This window comes from Staphylococcus sp. HMSC062H10, assembly GCF_001836945.1.
GTDB classification, from domain to species: Bacteria; Bacillota; Bacilli; order Staphylococcales; family Staphylococcaceae; genus Staphylococcus; species Staphylococcus aureus.
Genome location: NZ_KV830952.1, coordinates 106,460 through 123,613, shown reverse-complemented (window position 1 = coordinate 123,613; position 17,154 = coordinate 106,460). Strand labels below are relative to the sequence as shown.

The 17,154-nt window shown below is 31.0% G+C and carries 18 protein-coding genes; 10 read left to right on the top strand and 8 right to left on the bottom strand.

Translation table 11 applies throughout. From position 1 onward, the window contains the following. Positions 1–416: 416 nt before the first annotated feature. Positions 417–1,334, bottom strand: a complete 918-nt coding sequence (locus HMPREF2658_RS01285; protein ID WP_000429016.1) for a diacylglycerol/lipid kinase family protein — start codon at positions 1,332–1,334, stop codon at positions 417–419. A gap of 90 nt (positions 1,335–1,424) precedes the next feature. On the opposite strand from HMPREF2658_RS01285, the gene HMPREF2658_RS01280 reads away from it, so the two are divergent. Further along, the gene (locus tag HMPREF2658_RS01280; RefSeq protein WP_031785486.1) at positions 1,425–1,526 is read left to right on the top strand and encodes a hypothetical protein; all 102 of its coding nucleotides are present in this window, start codon (positions 1,425–1,427) and stop codon (positions 1,524–1,526) included. A gap of 77 nt (positions 1,527–1,603) precedes the next feature. Here HMPREF2658_RS01280 and HMPREF2658_RS01275 read toward each other — a convergent pair whose 3' ends face one another. The 4 genes from HMPREF2658_RS01275 to HMPREF2658_RS01265 form a co-directional block, all read right to left on the bottom strand. Continuing rightward, complete coding sequence (locus HMPREF2658_RS01275; protein ID WP_000193753.1) at positions 1,604–3,109, bottom strand: peptide MFS transporter; 1,506 nt, start codon at positions 3,107–3,109, stop codon at positions 1,604–1,606. Between the two features lie 24 nt (positions 3,110–3,133). Continuing rightward, the gene (locus HMPREF2658_RS14805) at positions 3,134–3,379 is read right to left on the bottom strand and encodes a hypothetical protein (RefSeq protein ID WP_078152941.1); all 246 of its coding nucleotides are present in this window, start codon (positions 3,377–3,379) and stop codon (positions 3,134–3,136) included. A gap of 71 nt (positions 3,380–3,450) precedes the next feature. Continuing rightward, on the bottom strand, positions 3,451–3,951 hold the full coding sequence (gene queF / locus HMPREF2658_RS01270) for a preQ(1) synthase (RefSeq protein WP_000930014.1): 501 nt from the start codon (positions 3,949–3,951) through the stop codon (positions 3,451–3,453). Between the two features lie 19 nt (positions 3,952–3,970). Further along, positions 3,971–4,837 carry a DMT family transporter gene (locus tag HMPREF2658_RS01265; RefSeq protein WP_001068497.1) on the bottom strand — a complete coding sequence of 289 codons (867 nt, stop codon included), beginning with the start codon at positions 4,835–4,837 and terminating at the stop codon, positions 3,971–3,973. Between the two features lie 801 nt (positions 4,838–5,638). On the opposite strand from HMPREF2658_RS01265, the gene nrdI reads away from it, so the two are divergent. From nrdI to HMPREF2658_RS01225, 7 genes are all read left to right on the top strand, one after another. After that, the gene (gene nrdI, locus HMPREF2658_RS01260) at positions 5,639–6,037 is read left to right on the top strand and encodes a class Ib ribonucleoside-diphosphate reductase assembly flavoprotein NrdI (protein WP_000692521.1); all 399 of its coding nucleotides are present in this window, start codon (positions 5,639–5,641) and stop codon (positions 6,035–6,037) included. Next, on the top strand, positions 6,000–8,105 hold the full coding sequence (nrdE, locus tag HMPREF2658_RS01255; protein ID WP_000855505.1) for a class 1b ribonucleoside-diphosphate reductase subunit alpha: 2,106 nt from the start codon (positions 6,000–6,002) through the stop codon (positions 8,103–8,105). Before nrdI ends, nrdE begins: the two co-directional genes overlap by 38 nt. A 117-nt stretch (positions 8,106–8,222) precedes the next feature. Next, positions 8,223–9,194 (top strand): class 1b ribonucleoside-diphosphate reductase subunit beta, encoded by a 972-nt coding sequence (gene nrdF, locus HMPREF2658_RS01250; protein ID WP_000562500.1) that lies wholly within the window; start codon positions 8,223–8,225, stop codon positions 9,192–9,194. 374 nt (positions 9,195–9,568) lie between these two features. Beyond that, a complete protein-coding gene (locus HMPREF2658_RS01240; RefSeq protein ID WP_070854178.1) occupies positions 9,569–10,540 on the top strand; it encodes an ABC transporter permease in 972 nt (323 codons plus the stop codon). Next, positions 10,527–11,483: an iron chelate uptake ABC transporter family permease subunit gene (locus tag HMPREF2658_RS01235; protein ID WP_054194600.1), complete on the top strand. Its 957-nt coding sequence runs from the start codon at positions 10,527–10,529 to the stop codon at positions 11,481–11,483. The genes HMPREF2658_RS01240 and HMPREF2658_RS01235 overlap by 14 nt, the downstream gene beginning before the upstream one ends. Further along, positions 11,480–12,241, top strand: coding sequence for an iron ABC transporter ATP-binding protein (locus HMPREF2658_RS01230; protein WP_000616861.1), 762 nt, complete (start codon positions 11,480–11,482; stop codon positions 12,239–12,241). The genes HMPREF2658_RS01235 and HMPREF2658_RS01230 overlap by 4 nt, the downstream gene beginning before the upstream one ends. A 114-nt stretch (positions 12,242–12,355) precedes the next feature. Beyond that, complete coding sequence (locus HMPREF2658_RS01225; RefSeq protein WP_000754454.1) at positions 12,356–13,384, top strand: ferrated catecholamine ABC transporter substrate-binding lipoprotein SstD; 1,029 nt, start codon at positions 12,356–12,358, stop codon at positions 13,382–13,384. Positions 13,385–13,700: 316 nt separating this feature from the next. Here the strand turns inward: HMPREF2658_RS01225 and HMPREF2658_RS01220 are convergent, their stop codons facing one another. The 3 genes from HMPREF2658_RS01220 to HMPREF2658_RS01210 all read right to left on the bottom strand — a co-directional run bounded on the left by HMPREF2658_RS01220 (position 13,701) and on the right by HMPREF2658_RS01210 (position 15,601). Then, a complete protein-coding gene (locus HMPREF2658_RS01220) occupies positions 13,701–14,015 on the bottom strand; it encodes a CHY zinc finger protein (protein WP_001127269.1) in 315 nt (104 codons plus the stop codon). A 17-nt stretch (positions 14,016–14,032) separates the two neighbouring features. Then, positions 14,033–14,956: a UDP-N-acetylmuramate dehydrogenase gene (gene murB / locus HMPREF2658_RS01215; protein ID WP_000608439.1), complete on the bottom strand. Its 924-nt coding sequence runs from the start codon at positions 14,954–14,956 to the stop codon at positions 14,033–14,035. Positions 14,957–15,082: 126 nt separating this feature from the next. Next, complete coding sequence (locus HMPREF2658_RS01210) at positions 15,083–15,601, bottom strand: GrpB family protein (RefSeq protein ID WP_000287198.1); 519 nt, start codon at positions 15,599–15,601, stop codon at positions 15,083–15,085. Between the two features lie 119 nt (positions 15,602–15,720). Here HMPREF2658_RS01210 and HMPREF2658_RS01205 point away from each other — a divergent pair, with 119 nt between their 5' ends. Beyond that, positions 15,721–16,599, top strand: a complete 879-nt coding sequence (locus tag HMPREF2658_RS01205; protein ID WP_000724892.1) for an EMYY motif lipoprotein — start codon at positions 15,721–15,723, stop codon at positions 16,597–16,599. Positions 16,600–16,752: 153 nt separating this feature from the next. After that, on the top strand, positions 16,753–17,073 hold the full coding sequence (gene ytxJ, locus HMPREF2658_RS01200; protein ID WP_000985617.1) for a bacillithiol system redox-active protein YtxJ: 321 nt from the start codon (positions 16,753–16,755) through the stop codon (positions 17,071–17,073). Positions 17,074–17,154 lie beyond the last annotated feature (81 nt).

Genomic DNA, 17,154 nt, shown 5'->3' with positions numbered 1-17,154 from the left:
ATAACTTCGTAGAGCATAGAACATTGATTTATGTTCCAGCCTGAATCCTATTTTTAAGTACACATTAGCTGTGACTAATGATAAAGAATCGCTACATAAATCATTAGTCGTTCTTTATCATTTCCGTCCCGCTCTCAATAAATGTAAGTCTATCTCATTATTATAAATCGGATGAATGTGTTAATCTATGTCAGATTACATGTCATCCGATTTTTTATAGAATTTGAAAAAGGCGCATAAACCACTATGATTTAAATTACAACATCAATCATTTTAGTGGCATGCGCCAAAGTTATATCTCTGTTTTTGAAAAAAGGTAATAGCTTAAAGCTAATAACAGCGAATATAATGTAAGTTGAATCTTATGATTACACTTTAAACCTAATATAATATCCCATTAAGATCATTCCGGATGCTTACAAATCATTGACAGTAAGTAACTGAATGGCATTTGGTATAACCTCAATATCAATAGGTGTTTCTAATGAAATTTCGCCATCAATATCAACTTTCATTGCTGGATCTGTTGTAAGTGAAATCTTTTTACCAGGTATATGCTCAATACCTTGAGTAATTTCATTCCAATTCATGCTATCACGCTTTTTAAAAATATCATTTAAAATACTGAAACTTTGTTCATTAAAAATGAAAGTGTTCAGTTCACCATCTTGAGGAGACAAATCAGTCAATGGTATACGACTACCACCAATGAATGGACCATTTGCTGATAGTATCATGGTCGTTTCGCCAGAATATGTCTTATCATCAATTGTTAATTGATAATTAAATTGTGTTGGATTTAGCAGTGTTTTGACAGTTGATCCAATATAACTCAATTTACCAAATATATCTTTTGAACCATCTTGTACGTTTTCAGCGTTTTGAACAATTAGACCTAAGCCAACAAAGTTGAGTGCATATTGATTATTTATTTTAATTACATCGTATGTACCAACTTGTGCAGAAATCATTTGTTCACTAGCTTGTTTATGATTAGGTGCTATATTTAGCGTTTTTGTAAAATCATTAAAAGTACCGCCTGGTAAAATTCCAATAGGGAGTTGAAGGTCATGTGTCATAACACCATTTATAAGTTCGTTAACCGTGCCATCACCGCCAAGAATAAATAATATATCTACATCTTTTGCATAGTTTTTAGTTTTGATTTCTTGGCAATATTTAATAATGTCACCTTCGTTTTCACTCAATTGAATAGAAAGATGCTTACAAATTGAACTTAATGCTGTTGTAACTTCCCCAATACCTTGATTAATATTTTTTAATCCACTGTGTTCATGGTAAAAGAGGACACCATGTGTATATTTATTTTCCATAGCTTAGCCTACTTTCTAAAAATTGGTTCATTAAATATATATACCCACTTTTAATTGTTAATACCAAAAATATGTTTTTAAATAGAGAAAATGATAATAACTGACATTGATGTCTATAGAGTGGGGCGAGAAAATATAGTTATAGTTGTCTATAACGAGCATATTAAGTTTTTATTTATATTGATATCTTGAATTTAATTAATAGAAACCTATAAAAAAACAGTAAGCCATTTAAATGACTTACTGTTTTTTGAATTAGGCCAACAATATTAACGTATACCTTTCATCGCTTTGATGATTAAAGGTGAGAATGCTAATACAATTGTTGTAACAATAATTGCAACAACACCTAGGAAAATAAAGTAATTTGTTTGACCTAGTGGTTCTATTAACTTAACTAAAGTACCATTGATTGCTTGTGCAGATGCGTTAGTTAAATACCAAATACTCATCATTTGAGCATTGAATGCTTTAGGTGCTAACTTAACAGCAGCACTATTACCTGTTGGTGATAAGCAAAGCTCACCGATAACACAAATAATGTACGATAAAATAACCCAGTTAACTGAGAAGTTTGATGTACCTGATGCATAACCTACAATACCAATTAGTATGTATGACGCACCTGCTAAGAACGTACCAATTGCAAATTTTACTGGCAGACTAGGTTGTTTAGTTCCAAGCTTTTGCCATAAAAGTGAAATAATTGGTGCTAATAATAAAATAAATAATGGGTTAATTGATTGGAAAATCGCTTCACCAAAGTTTGTTTTCCAACCAAATAAGTTTAATTTCATATCTGAATGTTCAATACCATAAATGTTTAATACATTAGAACCTTGTTCTTGAATAGCCCAGAACACCATTCCAAGAATGAATAATGGAATAAATGCTTTAACACGAGAACGTTCAGTATCAGTGACATCTTTACTTCTAATAATTAAAGTGAAGTAAATGATTGGTAATGCAATACCTAATACTAAAACAGTATTACTAACTAAGTTAAATGATAATGAGTTAGTTAATGCACCAATTACAATAATTAATACAATTGCTAACACAACACTTCCGATGATAAGACCATATTTTTTCTTTTCTGCTGGAGTCAATGGATTAGTAGGTTTCATACCCACACTACCTAAGTTTTTACGATTGAAAAGTACATACCAAACTAAACCTAGCGCCATACCAACAGCTGCAATTAAGAATCCGCCATGGAAGTTTTTAACATTAACAAAGTGTTGCAAAATAATAGGTGATAATAATGCACCCATATTAACTGACATATAGAAAATAACAAAACCTGCATCCATACGTCTATCATTTTCAGGATATAAGCGGCCAACAATATTTGAAATATTTGGCTTCATTAAACCTGAACCAATAATAATGAAGAACATTGATGTGAATAAGCCGATTAACGCAAACGGTAAGCTTAAACAAATATGTCCGATAATAATAAAGACTGCACCTAGTAAAGTAGCGCCTCTAGTGCCTGTAATTCTGTCAGCAATCCATCCACCTGGTATTGATGTCATATAGATTAATGAACCGTAAACTGACATGATTGACATAGCTGTTGTTTTATCAATTCCAAGGCCATTATCTGTTACGGCGAAGTACATGTAGAAAATGAGTAGGGCACGCATGCCATAATAACTAAACCTTTCCCAGAACTCTACAAAAAATAGTACGCCTAGTCCTCTAGGATGCCCGAAAAATCCTGTTTGAGGTATGTCTTGAATTTGATTTCCATGGGAGTTTTGTTGTGTCATATATACATCCCATCCTTTCTTCCCCTAATACAATAGTTTAATTAAATTTGATTGTGCCTTATCAACTAAATACCTCATTAAATCACAAAAAAAATAGAAATATTGAGAATATTCTGTTATTAAGTGCGCACAATTAATTAGAGATAATATAAAAATATACTTATTGACGTTAAAGTGCAATAGATTTCTATAAAAATGTTGTTTATTTCGTGTACTAATATTCTTTTGGTGTACTTTGGGGTAAAATGTTATTTTAATGTAACCTATTATGTATGCTAAATGAAAAACACACCGATAATGTAGGAAAACCTACTTATTGGTGTGTTTATTGAATGATACATTTAACGGTTATCTATTTTTTCGGGATATAAATCATGATTCATTAAACGATGCTCAGCCATTTTTTCATATTTAGAATTTGGACGTCCATAGTTTGTATAAGGATCAATAGAAATTCCACCACGTGGTGTGAACTTGCCCCAAACTTCAATATAATGTGGGTCCATAAGCTCTATCAAGTCATTCATAATGATATTCATACAATCTTCGTGGAAATCACCGTGATTTCTGAAACTAAACAAGTATAATTTCAAAGATTTTGATTCGACCATTTTAACATTTGGAATATATGAAATATAGATAGTTGCAAAATCTGGTTGCCCAGTAATCGGACATAATGATGTGAATTCTGGACAGTTGAATTTTACGAAATAGTCACGACCTTGATGTTTATTATCAAACGATTCTAATACATCAGGACGATAGTCAAAATTGTAAGTATTGTCTTGATTTCCTAATAAAGTTATATCTTGTAATTCATCTTGTTGACGGCCATGTGCCATATAAAGCGCTCCTTTAAATTTATTTTTTTATTATTTTGGCGTCTCGGCGTGCTTTTTCAAACATGTAATAACTTGCACCGATAATAACGACGTAACCTAATGTTGCATAGAAATCTGGAGATTCTCCGAATAGAATAAATCCAAGTATTGCTGTGAAAATTATAGATGCATACGTGAAAATAGAAATATCTTTTGCTGCTGCAAAACTATATGCTAATGTAACACCAATTTGACCCACAGCGGCAGCTAAGCCAGCCCCTAATAGATAAAGTATTTGCATCTGACTCATTGGTTCATAAGTATATGCAGTGAAAGGTATTAAAACGATGACAGAAAATAAGGAGAAGTAAAATACTATAGTATATGGTGCTTCTCTTGTACTAAGTGCTCGAACACATGTATATGCTGATGCTGCAAAAATACCTGAGAATAAGCCAGCTAATGATGGAATCATAGATGATGAAAATTCAGGTTTCACTATTAAAAGCATACCTAAAATAGCAATTATCATTGCTGTTATTTGATACTTCCTTACTTTTTCATGTAAGAAAACAATGCTTAATAAAATCGTCCAGAAAGGATTGAGTTTCATTAATGAATCGGCATCACTAAGTACCATATGATCAATGGCATAAATATTTAACAATACACCGATAAGTCCAAGTGTTGATCTTGTTATTAATAAGGGTTGACTTGAAAGTCTGCCAAACATTGGCTGATGGTATTTATATATAAAAAATAATGGAATAAACATTGCTACTAAGTTTCGTGCTAATGATTTTTGAAAAACAGGAAGGTCACCTGCAAGTCTGAAAAACACTGACATAAAACTGAAACCAATAGCCGAAATTAAAATGGCAATGATACCTTTTACTTTAGGATTCAATTTTATCGCCTCTTTTATATAAAATTAACGTATTTATATTAGCATAAAACAACATGTTGTGCATAAATAGTTGAAATTTACTATAAAAAGACTATAATAGACTGTACCGAACAAACGTTCTGTGTTTATTTGTCGGAATAATAGGGCATTACACTTTTATGAATGTTTGTGTTATTACTTAAAACAAATATCAATTCAGTATCAAGCTAATAAGCTTTTTCTTGATTTCTGTTGATACAATTGAGATTGACACAGATTTTAAAAAATCAAGTGATATCTACTGAAAAAATTTTTTTAATTTGTTCAAGTTTTTCTAATTAAGTATTGGTGCCTAGTTGGAACGTTTTACGAACATTCGATTAGAAAATGACACTTTAAATCATAGTGTGTCTTATGTATAATGAAACACATAATATAGTGTTGGTTAAACGAAAAAGACACAATATCTTGTGTTTTGTATGCAAATGCTTTATTTATGAAGAAATTACATTTAAAAGTAATTTAACACAGAAATTTAATAGTTATTATCAATGAATAGTCATATTTTTTAGAAAATGTACTGAGCAAATGGAAGGTATCTAATGATCTAAACACTACATATAGTGATTTTTATACATTCAACCCATATAAGCTACTATTTTCTCAAATATAAATCTATGCAATTGGTTTACATTTGAGAAAATAAGTAGCTTCATTATAGTTAATACAATGCTGAGATAACCATAGTAGCGACGTTGTTAAAGCATTTTTTAATTGTAATGACTACTTAATTTAAAAGGGTTGAAGAAAGAAGGTGATCCAATGAAAATAATATATTTTTCATTTACTGGAAATGTCCGTCGTTTCATTAAGAGAACAGAACTTGAAAATACGCTTGAGATTACAGCAGAAAATTGTATGGAACCAGTTCATGAACCGTTTATTATCGTTACTGGCACTATTGGATTTGGAGAAGTACCAGAACCCGTTCAATCTTTTTTAGAAGTTAATCATCAATACATCAGAGGTGTGGCAGCTAGCGGTAATCGAAATTGGGGACTAAATTTCGCAAAAGCGGGTCGCACGATATCAGAAGAGTATAATGTCCCTTTATTAATGAAGTTTGAGTTACATGGAAAAAACAAAGACGTTATTGAATTTAAGAACAAGGTGGGTAATTTTAATGAAAACCATGGAAGAGAAAAAGTACAATCATATTGAATTAAATAATGAGGTCACTAAACGAAGAGAAGATGGATTCTTTAGTTTAGAAAAAGACCAAGAAGCTTTAGTAGCTTATTTAGAAGAAGTAAAAGACAAAACAATCTTCTTCGACACTGAAATCGAGCGTTTACGTTACTTAGTAGACAACGATTTTTATTTCAATGTGTTTGATATTTATAGTGAAGCGGATCTAATTGAAATCACTGATTATGCAAAATCAATTCCGTTTAATTTTGCAAGTTATATGTCAGCTAGTAAATTTTTCAAAGATTACGCTTTGAAAACAAATGATAAAAGTCAATACTTAGAAGACTATAATCAACACGTTGCCATTGTTGCTTTATACCTAGCAAATGGTAATAAAGCACAAGCTAAACAATTTATTTCTGCTATGGTTGAACAAAGATATCAACCAGCGACACCAACATTTTTAAACGCAGGCCGTGCGCGTCGTGGTGAGCTAGTGTCATGTTTCTTATTAGAAGTGGATGACAGCTTAAATTCAATTAACTTTATTGATTCAACTGCAAAACAATTAAGTAAAATTGGAGGCGGCGTTGCAATTAACTTATCTAAATTGCGTGCACGTGGTGAAGCAATTAAAGGAATTAAAGGCGTAGCGAAAGGCGTTTTACCTATTGCTAAGTCACTTGAAGGTGGCTTTAGCTATGCAGATCAACTTGGTCAACGCCCTGGTGCTGGTGCAGTGTACTTAAATATCTTCCATTATGATGTAGAAGAATTTTTAGATACTAAAAAAGTAAATGCGGATGAAGATTTACGTTTATCTACAATATCAACTGGTTTAATTGTTCCATCTAAATTCTTCGATTTAGCTAAAGAAGGTAAGGACTTTTATATGTTTGCACCTCATACAGTTAAAGAAGAATATGGTGTGACATTAGACGATATCGATTTAGAAAAATATTATGATGACATGGTTGCAAACCCAAATGTTGAGAAAAAGAAAAAGAATGCGCGTGAAATGTTGAATTTAATTGCGCAAACACAATTACAATCAGGTTATCCATATTTAATGTTTAAAGATAATGCTAACAGAGTGCATCCGAATTCAAATATTGGACAAATTAAAATGAGTAACTTATGTACTGAAATTTTCCAATTACAAGAAACTTCAATTATTAACGACTATGGTATTGAAGACGAAATTAAACGTGATATTTCTTGTAACTTAGGTTCATTAAACATTGTTAATGTAATGGAAAGCGGAAAATTTAGAGATTCAGTTCACTCTGGTATGGACGCATTAACTGTTGTAAGTGATGTAGCAAATATTCAAAATGCACCAGGTGTTAGAAAAGCTAACAGTGAATTACATTCAGTTGGTCTTGGTGTGATGAATTTACATGGTTACTTAGCTAAAAATAAAATTGGTTATGAGTCAGAAGAAGCAAAAGATTTTGCAAATATCTTCTTTATGATGATGAATTTCTACTCAATCGAGCGTTCAATGGAAATCGCTAAAGAACGTGGTATCAAATATCAAGACTTTGAAAAATCTGATTATGCTAATGGCAAATATTTCGAGTTCTATACAACTCAAGAATTTGAACCTCAATTCGAAAAAGTTCGTGAATTATTCGATGGTATGGCTATTCCTACTTCTGAGGATTGGAAGAAACTACAACAAGATGTTGAACAATATGGTTTATATCATGCATATAGATTAGCTATTGCTCCAACACAAAGTATTTCTTATGTTCAAAATGCTACAAGTTCTGTAATGCCAATCGTTGATCAAATTGAACGTCGTACTTATGGTAATGCGGAAACATTTTACCCTATGCCATTCTTATCACCACAAACAATGTGGTACTACAAATCAGCATTCAATACTGATCAGATGAAATTAATCGATTTAATAGCGACAATTCAAACGCATATTGACCAAGGTATCTCAACGATACTTTATGTTAATTCTGAAATTTCTACACGTGAGTTAGCAAGATTATATGTATATGCGCACTATAAAGGATTAAAATCACTTTACTATACTAGAAATAAATTATTAAGTGTAGAAGAATGTACAAGTTGTTCTATCTAACAATTAAATGTTGAAAATGACAAACAGCTAATCATCTGGTCTGAAATAGCAGATGATTAGACTGCTATGTCTGTATTTGTCAATTATTGAGTAACATTACAGGAGGAAATTATATTCATGATAGCTGTTAATTGGAACACACAAGAAGATATGACGAATATGTTTTGGAGACAAAATATATCTCAAATGTGGGTTGAAACAGAATTTAAAGTATCAAAAGACATTGCAAGTTGGAAGACTTTATCTGAAGCTGAACAAGACACATTTAAAAAAGCATTAGCTGGTTTAACAGGCTTAGATACACATCAAGCAGACGATGGTATGCCTTTAGTTATGCTACATACGACTGACTTAAGAAAAAAAGCAGTTTATTCATTTATGGCGATGATGGAGCAAATACATGCGAAAAGTTATTCGCATATTTTCACAACGCTATTACCATCTAGTGAAACAAACTATTTATTAGATGTATGGGTTTTAGAAGAACCACATTTAAAATATAAATCAGATAAAATTGTTGCTAATTACCACAAACTCTGGGGGAAAGAAGCATCAATTTATGACCAATATATGGCCAGAGTTACGAGTGTATTTTTAGAAACATTCTTATTCTTCTCAGGTTTCTATTATCCACTATATCTAGCTGGTCAAGGAAAAATGACGACATCAGGTGAAATCATTCGTAAAATTCTTTTAGATGAATCTATTCATGGTGTATTTACCGGTTTAGATGCACAGCATTTACGAAATGAACTTTCTGAAAGTGAGAAGCAAAAAGCAGACCAAGAAATGTATAAATTGCTAAATGACTTGTATTTAAATGAAGAGTCATATACAAAAATGTTATACGATGATCTTGGAATCACTGAAGATGTGTTAAACTATGTTAAATATAATGGAAATAAAGCACTTTCAAACTTAGGCTTTGAACCTTATTTTGAGGAACGTGAATTTAACCCAATCATTGAGAATGCCTTAGATACAACAACTAAAAACCATGACTTCTTCTCTGTAAAAGGTGATGGTTATGTATTAGCATTAAACGTAGAAGCATTACAAGATGATGACTTTGTATTTGACAACAAATAACAATTAAATTAAAAGACCTTCACATGTGAAGGGAAATAGCGATTCGTTTCGTCTTGTTTCCTACATGTTGGAGGTCTTTTTTCTATACTTAAAATCGTATGCACATTTTGAAAAAGTAAAAATTGCATTTAATAATGCCGATGAAGCTAGAAAGTATACAAGATATAGCATTACAAAAGGGTGTGCTATTTTACCATATACTTCTATATTACACATTTACAAAAAATGATTTCTATTTTAATTGCAAATATCAATAAAATTGACAATAAATTATTTGAAAGGCTATTGAAATGAGTGACAAAAAACGATACCATTAATGAGAAATGTTATCAATGATAATAATTATCATTAAATTAAAGGGAGAAAATTTTGTAATGAAGTATTTATTAAAGGGAAAAATTTTGCTTATATTACTTATATTGCTAACAATCATTTCGTTGTTTATAGGTGTCAGTGAACTGTCTATTAAAGATATCTTTCATTTATCAGACTCACAGCAAAATATATTGTTCTCAAGTCGAATACCAAGAACAATGAGTATTTTAATTGCTGGAAGTTCATTAGCTTTAGCTGGCCTAATCATGCAACAAATGATGCAAAATAAGTTTGTTAGTCCAACTACAGCTGGGACGATGGAGTGGGCAAAATTAGGTATCTTAATTGCCTTATTATTCTTTCCAACTGGTCATATTTTATTAAAACTAGTATTTGCTGTTATTTGCAGCATCAGCGGAACATTTTTATTTGTTAAAATTATTGATTTTATCAAAGTGAAAGATGTCATCTTTGTACCACTATTAGGGATTATGATGGGTGGCATTGTCGCTAGTTTTACAACGTTTATTTCATTACGTACGAACGCCGTACAAAGCATTGGTAACTGGCTTAACGGGAACTTTGCCATTATCACAAGTGGACGTTATGAAATTTTATATTTAAGTATTCCTCTTTTAGCATTGACATATCTTTTTGCGAATCATTTCACAATTGTAGGAATGGGTAAAGACTTTACCAATAATTTAGGTTTGAGTTATGAAAAATTAATAAATGTTGCTCTATTTATTACTGCCACAATTACGGCATTAGTCGTCGTGACAGTTGGAACTTTACCATTCTTAGGTTTAGTTATTCCAAATATTATTTCGATTTATAGAGGCGATCATTTGAAAAATGCAATTCCTCATACAATGATGTTAGGTGCAATATTTGTACTGTTTTCAGATATTGTAGGTAGAGTCATCGTTTATCCTTATGAAATAAACATTGGCTTAACGATTGGTGTGTTTGGAACAATCATTTTCCTTATCTTACTAATGAAAGGTAGGAAAAATTATGCGCAACAATAATAAAAAAATAATGCTTTTAATTGCAGTAACGTTATTAATTAGTATGCTGTACTTATTTGTAGGTATTGATTTTGAAATATTTGAATATCAATTTTCAAGTCGTTTAAGAAAGTTCATATTAATTATTTTAGTAGGTGCTGCAATTGCAACATCCGTTGTTATTTTCCAATCAATTACAAATAATAGATTGTTAACGCCATCAATAATGGGCTTAGATGCAGTTTATTTATTTATCAAAGTAATACCAGTCTTCTTATTTGGTATACAGTCAGTTTGGGTTACAAATGTATATTTAAATTTCATACTAACACTTGTAACGATGGTATTATTCGCATTATTACTATTCCAAGTGATTTTTAAAATTGGACAGTTTTCAATCTACTTTATCTTACTTATTGGTGCCCTTTTAGGAACATTTTTCAGAAGTATCACTGGATTTATCCAGTTGATTATGGATCCAGAGTCATTTTTAGCAATACAAAGTAGTATGTTTGCAAATTTTAATGCTTCTAATTCAAATTTAGTTACTTTTTCAGCTGTTATATTAGTTACTTTATTAATCATTACAATTTATTTAGTACCATATTTAGATGTATTACTTTTAGGACGCGCTGAAGCAATTAATCTTGGTATATCATATGAACAATTAACACGCTTTTTGCTTGTGATTGTATCTATATTGGTATCGATTTCAACTACTTTAGTGGGACCAATTACATTTTTAGGGTTATTAACGGTTAACTTAGCACATGAATTAATGAAGACTTATGAGCATAAATACATTTTGATTGCTACGATTTGTTTAAGTTGGATTAGTTTATTTAGTGCACAATGGGTAGTTGAAAATGTGTTTGAAGCTACAACAGAAATGAGCATACTGATTGATTTGATAGGTGGAAGTTACTTCATTTATCTATTAGTTAAAAGGAGAAATGCGCAGTGATTCAAGTTGGAAATTTAACTAAAACTATACATAATCAAACCATATTAGAAGATATAAGTATAGTTATAGAAAAAGGTAAATTGACGTCATTAATTGGACCAAATGGTGCAGGGAAAAGTACATTACTTTCAGCGATATGTCGCTTAATTCGATTTGATGAAGGTGAAGTAAAAATAGATGGACAGCTTATGTCTGATTATAAAAACAATGATTTGTCGAAAAAGATATCGATTTTAAAGCAAACGAACCATACAGAAATGAATATTACTGTAGAACAATTAGTTAATTTCGGACGATTTCCATATTCTAAAGGACGTTTAACGAAAGAAGACCATGAAATTGTTAATGATGCTTTAGATTTGTTGCAATTACAAGATATTAGACATCGTAATATAAAATCATTGTCTGGCGGACAACGTCAACGTGCCTATATAGCGATGACCATTGCACAAGATACTGAATATATTCTTTTAGATGAACCGTTAAATAATCTAGATATGAAGCACGCTGTTCAAATTATGCAAACATTGCAGATGTTGGCACATAAAATGAATAAAGCGATTGTGATCGTGTTACATGATATTAATTTTGCATCATGCTATTCAGATCAAATTGTTGCCTTGAAAAACGGTCGATTAGTTAAATCAGATTTGAAAGATAATGTCATTCAAAGCAACGTTCTAAGCGATTTATATGATATGGATATTCAAATTGAACATATTAGAAATCAAAGAATTTGTTTATATTTTAAGGATTGATAATTTGGAGACACTTTAAAGGGGTGATGCGCCAATTAAAGAAGGGTTAACAAGTATTTATTCGTATTTCACATCAAGCACACAGATTAAGCCAAAAGAGGAGAAGTTTATATTATGAAGAAAACTGTCTTATATTTAGTAGTAGCATTAATGTTTGTATTAGCAGCTTGCGGTAACAATTCTGAGAAAGAACAATCAAAATCAGAAACTAAAGGTTCAAAAGAAACGGTTAAAATTGAAAATAACTACAAAATGCGTGGCGAGAAGAAAGATGGTAGTGATGCTAAAAAAGTTAAAGAAACGGTTGAAGTACCAAAGAATCCTAAAAACGCAGTTGTGTTAGACTATGGCGCATTAGATGTAATGAAAGAAATGGGCTTATCAGACAAAGTAAAAGCATTACCTAAAGGGGAAGGCGGCAAGTCATTACCGAATTTCTTAGAGTCATTTAAAGATGACAAGTATACAAATGTTGGTAACTTGAAAGAAGTTAATTTCGATAAAATTGCAGCAACAAAACCGGAAGTAATCTTTATCTCTGGCCGTACAGCAAATCAAAAGAATTTAGATGAATTTAAAAAAGCTGCACCAAAAGCAAAAATTGTTTACGTTGGTGCAGATGAAAAGAATTTAATTAGTTCAATGAAACAAAACACTGAAAATATCGGTAAAATTTACGATAAAGAAGATAAAGCTAAAGAATTAAATAAAGATTTAGATAACAAAATTGCTTCAATGAAAGATAAAACTAAGAAGTTCAACAAATCAGTTATGTATTTATTAGTTAATGAAGGTGAATTATCTACTTATGGACCTAAAGGTCGTTTCGGTGGATTAGTTTACGATACATTAGGTTTCAACGCGGTTGATAAAAAAGTAAGCAACAGTAACCACGGACAAAATGTCTCTAATGAATACATTAATAAAGAAAATCCAGATGTCATTTTAGCAATGGATAGAGGACAGGCTGTAAGTGGTAAATCAACTGCGAAACAAGCATTAAATAATCCTGTATTAAAAAATGTTAAAGCAATTAAAGAAGACAAAGTTTATAATTTAGATCCTAAATTATGGTACTTTGCAGCTGGATCAACTACAACTACAATTAAACAAATTGATGAACTTGAAAAAGTTGTAAAATAATTTTAAAAGAGGGGAACAATGGTTAAAGGTCTTAATCATTGTTCCCCTCTTTACTTTAAAAAAGGAAATCTGGGACGTCAATCAATGTCCTAGACTCTAAAATGTACTGTTGTTTGTCGTTGGTTGAATGAACATGTACTTGTAACAAGTTCATTTCAATACCAGTGGGATCCAAACATAGAGAAATTTGATTTCCAATTTCTACTGACAATGCAAGTTGACGGAGCCCAAACATAGAGAATATCAAAAAGAAATTCTACAGAAGTGGTGCTTTATCATGTCTATCCCACTCCCTATAATTTTTTGGCTATGTTGTTTAAATTTCAAAATAAATATGATAGTGATACTTACAGCGATTGTTAAACCTAGATTGGCAATTTGGACAACGCTCAACCATCATATATTCATTGATTGTTAATTCGTGTTTGCATACACCGCATAAGATTGCTTTTTCATTAAATGAAGGCTCAGACCAACGCTTAATGGCGTGCTTTTCAAACTCATTATGGCACTTATAGCATGGATAGTATTTATTACAACATTTAAATTTAATAGCAATAATATCTTCTTCGGTAAAATAATGGCGACAGCGTGTTTCAGTATCGATTAATGAACCATAAACTTTAGGCATAGACAAAGCTCCTTAACTTACGATTCCTTTGGATGTTCACCGATAATGCGAACTTCACGATTTAATTCAATGCCAAATTTTTCTTTGACGGTCTTTTGTACATAATGAATAAGGTTTTCATAATCTGTAGCAGTTCCATTGTCTACATTTACCATAAAACCGGCGTGTTTAGTTGAAACTTCAACGCCGCCAATACGGTGACCTTGTAAATTAGAATCTTGTATCAATTTACCTGCAAAATGACCAGGCGGTCTTTGGAATACACTACCACATGAAGGATACTCTAAAGGTTGTTTAGATTCTCTACGTTCTGTTAAATCATCCATTTTAGCTTGTATTTCAGTCAGTTTACCAGGAGCTAAAGTAAATGCAGCTTCTAATACAACTAAGTGTTCTTTTTGAATAATGCTATTACGATAATCTAACTCTAATTCTTTTGTTGTAAGTTTAATTAACGAGCCTTGTTCGTTTACGCAAAGCGCATAGTCTATACAATCTTTAACTTCGCCACCATAAGCGCCAGCATTCATATACACTGCACCACCAATTGAACCTGGAATACCACATGCAAATTCAAGGCCAGTAAGTGCGTAATCACGAGCAACACGTGAGACATCAATAATTGCAGCGCCGCTACCGGCTATAATTGCATCATCAGATACTTCTATATGATCTAGTGATAATAAACTAATTACAATGCCACGAATACCACCTTCACGGATAATAATATTTGAGCCATTGCCTAAATATGTAACAGGAATCTCATTTTGATAGGCATATTTAACAACTGCTTGTACTTCTTCATTTTTAGTAGGGGTAATATAAAAGTCGGCATTACCACCTGTCTTAGTATAAGTGTATCGTTTTAAAGGTTCATCAACTTTAATTTTTTCATTTGGGATAAGTTGTTGTAAAGCTTGATAGATGTCTTTATTTATCACTTCTCAGTACATCCTTTCTCATGTCTTTAATATCATATAGTATTATACCAATTTTAAAATTCATTTGCGAAAATTGAAAAGAAAGTATTAGAATTAGTATAATTGTAAAATACGGCACTATTGTCGTTATAAGTATTTTTTACATAGTTTTTCAAAGTATTGTTGCTTTTGCATCTCATATTGTCTAATTGTAAAGCTATGTTGCAATATTTGATGCTTTTTAGTATTGAATTGTAAAGCGATCTCATCATTAGTCGATAAGAGACGATCAAGTGCAAGATAAGATTCAAATGTTTGGGTATTCATTTGAATGATATGTAGACGCACCTGTTGTTTTAGTTCATGAAAATTGTTAAACTTCGCCATCATAACCTTTTTATTATATTTATGATGCAAACGATAAAACCCTACATAATTTAAGCGTTTTTCATCTAAGGATGTAATATCATGCAAATTTTCTACACCTACTAAAATATCTAAAATTGGCTCTGTTGAATATTTAAAATGATGCGTACCACCAATATGTTTTGTATATTTTACTGGGCTGTCTAAGAGGTTGAATAATAATGATTCAATTTCAGTGTATTGTGATTGAAAACAATTAGTTAAATCACTATTAATGAATGGTTGAACATTTGAATACATGATAAACTCCTTTGATATTGAAAATTAATTTAATCACGATAAAGTCTGGAATACTATAACATAATTCATTTTCATAATAAACATGTTTTTGTATAATGAATCTGTTAAGGAGTGCAATCATGAAAAAAATTGTTATTATCGCTGTTTTAGCGATTTTATTTGTAGTAATAAGTGCTTGTGGTAATAAAGAAAAAGAGGCACAACATCAATTTACTAAGCAATTTAAAGATGTTGAGCAAAAACAAAAAGAATTACAACATGTCATGGATAATATACATTTGAAAGAAATTGATCATCTAAGTAAAACTGATACAACTGATAAAAATAGTAAAGAATTTAAGGCATTACAAGAAGATGTTAAAAATCATCTCATACCTAAATTTGAAGCATATTATAAGTCAGCAAAAAATTTGCCTGATGATACAATGAAAGTTAAGAAATTAAAAAAAGAATATATGACGCTTGCAAATGAGAAGAAGGATACGATATATCAATTAAAAAAATTCATAGATTTATGTAATCAATCTATCAAGTATAACGAAGACATTTTAGATTATACGAAACAATTTGAAAAAAATAGATACAAAGTTGAATCAGAAATTAAATTAGCTGATAATAAAAGTGAAGCAACAAATCTTACGACAAAATTAGAACATAATAATAAAACGTTAAGAGATACTGCGAAGAAGAACCTAGATGATAGTAAAGAAAATGAAGTAAAAGGCGCGATTAAAAATCACATTATGCCAATGATTGAAAAACAAATTACCGATATTAACCAAACTAATATTAGTGATAAGCATGTTAATAATGCAAGGAAAAACGCAATAGAAATGTATTACAGTCTGCAGAACTATTATAATACACGTATTGAAACAATAAAGGTTAGTGAGAAGTTATCAAAAGTCGATGTAGATAAGTTGCCGAAAAAGGGTATAGATATAACTCACGGCGATAAAGCCTTTGAAAAAAAGCTTGAAAAATTAGAAGAAAAATAACTATAATCATTTTTCAAAGTTAAAAATTTTGAATTTATGGTTAACATGTCAACTTACTATGTGTATAATGGTAAACATTGATATTAACTATATGTATAAAAATGTCACGCAGATGCTATTTAAATGTGATAAATATTTTTAGAGGTGAATAGAGTGGCTATAAAGCTAAGTTCAATTGACCAATTTGAACAGGTTATTGAGGAAAATAAATATGTTTTTGTATTAAAACATAGTGAAACTTGTCCAATATCGGCAAATGCGTACGATCAATTTAATAAATTTTTATATGAACGCGATATGGACGGTTATTATTTGATTGTCCAACAAGAACGCGATTTGTCAGATTATATTGCTAAAAAAACGAACGTTAAACATGAATCACCTCAAGCATTTTATTTTGTAAATGGTGAAATGGTTTGGAATCGAGACCACGGTGATATTAATGTGTCGTCATTAGCACAAGCAGAAGAATAATGAAACTATAGGGTTGGAACATTTTGCCTTACACTACTAGACGTGAATAGCACAACTTAAATTCGTGTGAATCAGAGTAGT

Excerpts from the sequence above, each read along its gene's own strand:
- HMPREF2658_RS01285 (WP_000429016.1), bottom strand. The coding sequence starts at position 1,334 with ATGGAAAATAAATATACACATGGTGTCCTCTTTTACCATGAACACAGT.
- HMPREF2658_RS01280 (WP_031785486.1), top strand. The coding sequence starts at position 1,425 with ATGATAATAACTGACATTGATGTCTATAGAGTGGGGCGAGAAAATATA.
- HMPREF2658_RS01275 (WP_000193753.1), bottom strand. The coding sequence starts at position 3,109 with ATGACACAACAAAACTCCCATGGAAATCAAATTCAAGACATACCTCAA.
- queF (WP_000930014.1), bottom strand. The coding sequence starts at position 3,951 with ATGGCACATGGCCGTCAACAAGATGAATTACAAGATATAACTTTATTA.
- nrdI (WP_000692521.1), top strand. The coding sequence starts at position 5,639 with ATGAAAATAATATATTTTTCATTTACTGGAAATGTCCGTCGTTTCATT.
- nrdE (WP_000855505.1), top strand. The coding sequence starts at position 6,000 with ATGAAAACCATGGAAGAGAAAAAGTACAATCATATTGAATTAAATAAT.
- nrdF (WP_000562500.1), top strand. The coding sequence starts at position 8,223 with ATGATAGCTGTTAATTGGAACACACAAGAAGATATGACGAATATGTTT.
- HMPREF2658_RS01240 (WP_070854178.1), top strand. The coding sequence starts at position 9,569 with ATGAAGTATTTATTAAAGGGAAAAATTTTGCTTATATTACTTATATTG.
- HMPREF2658_RS01235 (WP_054194600.1), top strand. The coding sequence starts at position 10,527 with ATGCGCAACAATAATAAAAAAATAATGCTTTTAATTGCAGTAACGTTA.
- HMPREF2658_RS01225 (WP_000754454.1), top strand. The coding sequence starts at position 12,356 with ATGAAGAAAACTGTCTTATATTTAGTAGTAGCATTAATGTTTGTATTA.
- HMPREF2658_RS01220 (WP_001127269.1), bottom strand. The coding sequence starts at position 14,015 with ATGCCTAAAGTTTATGGTTCATTAATCGATACTGAAACACGCTGTCGC.
- HMPREF2658_RS01210 (WP_000287198.1), bottom strand. The coding sequence starts at position 15,601 with ATGTATTCAAATGTTCAACCATTCATTAATAGTGATTTAACTAATTGT.
- HMPREF2658_RS01205 (WP_000724892.1), top strand. The coding sequence starts at position 15,721 with ATGAAAAAAATTGTTATTATCGCTGTTTTAGCGATTTTATTTGTAGTA.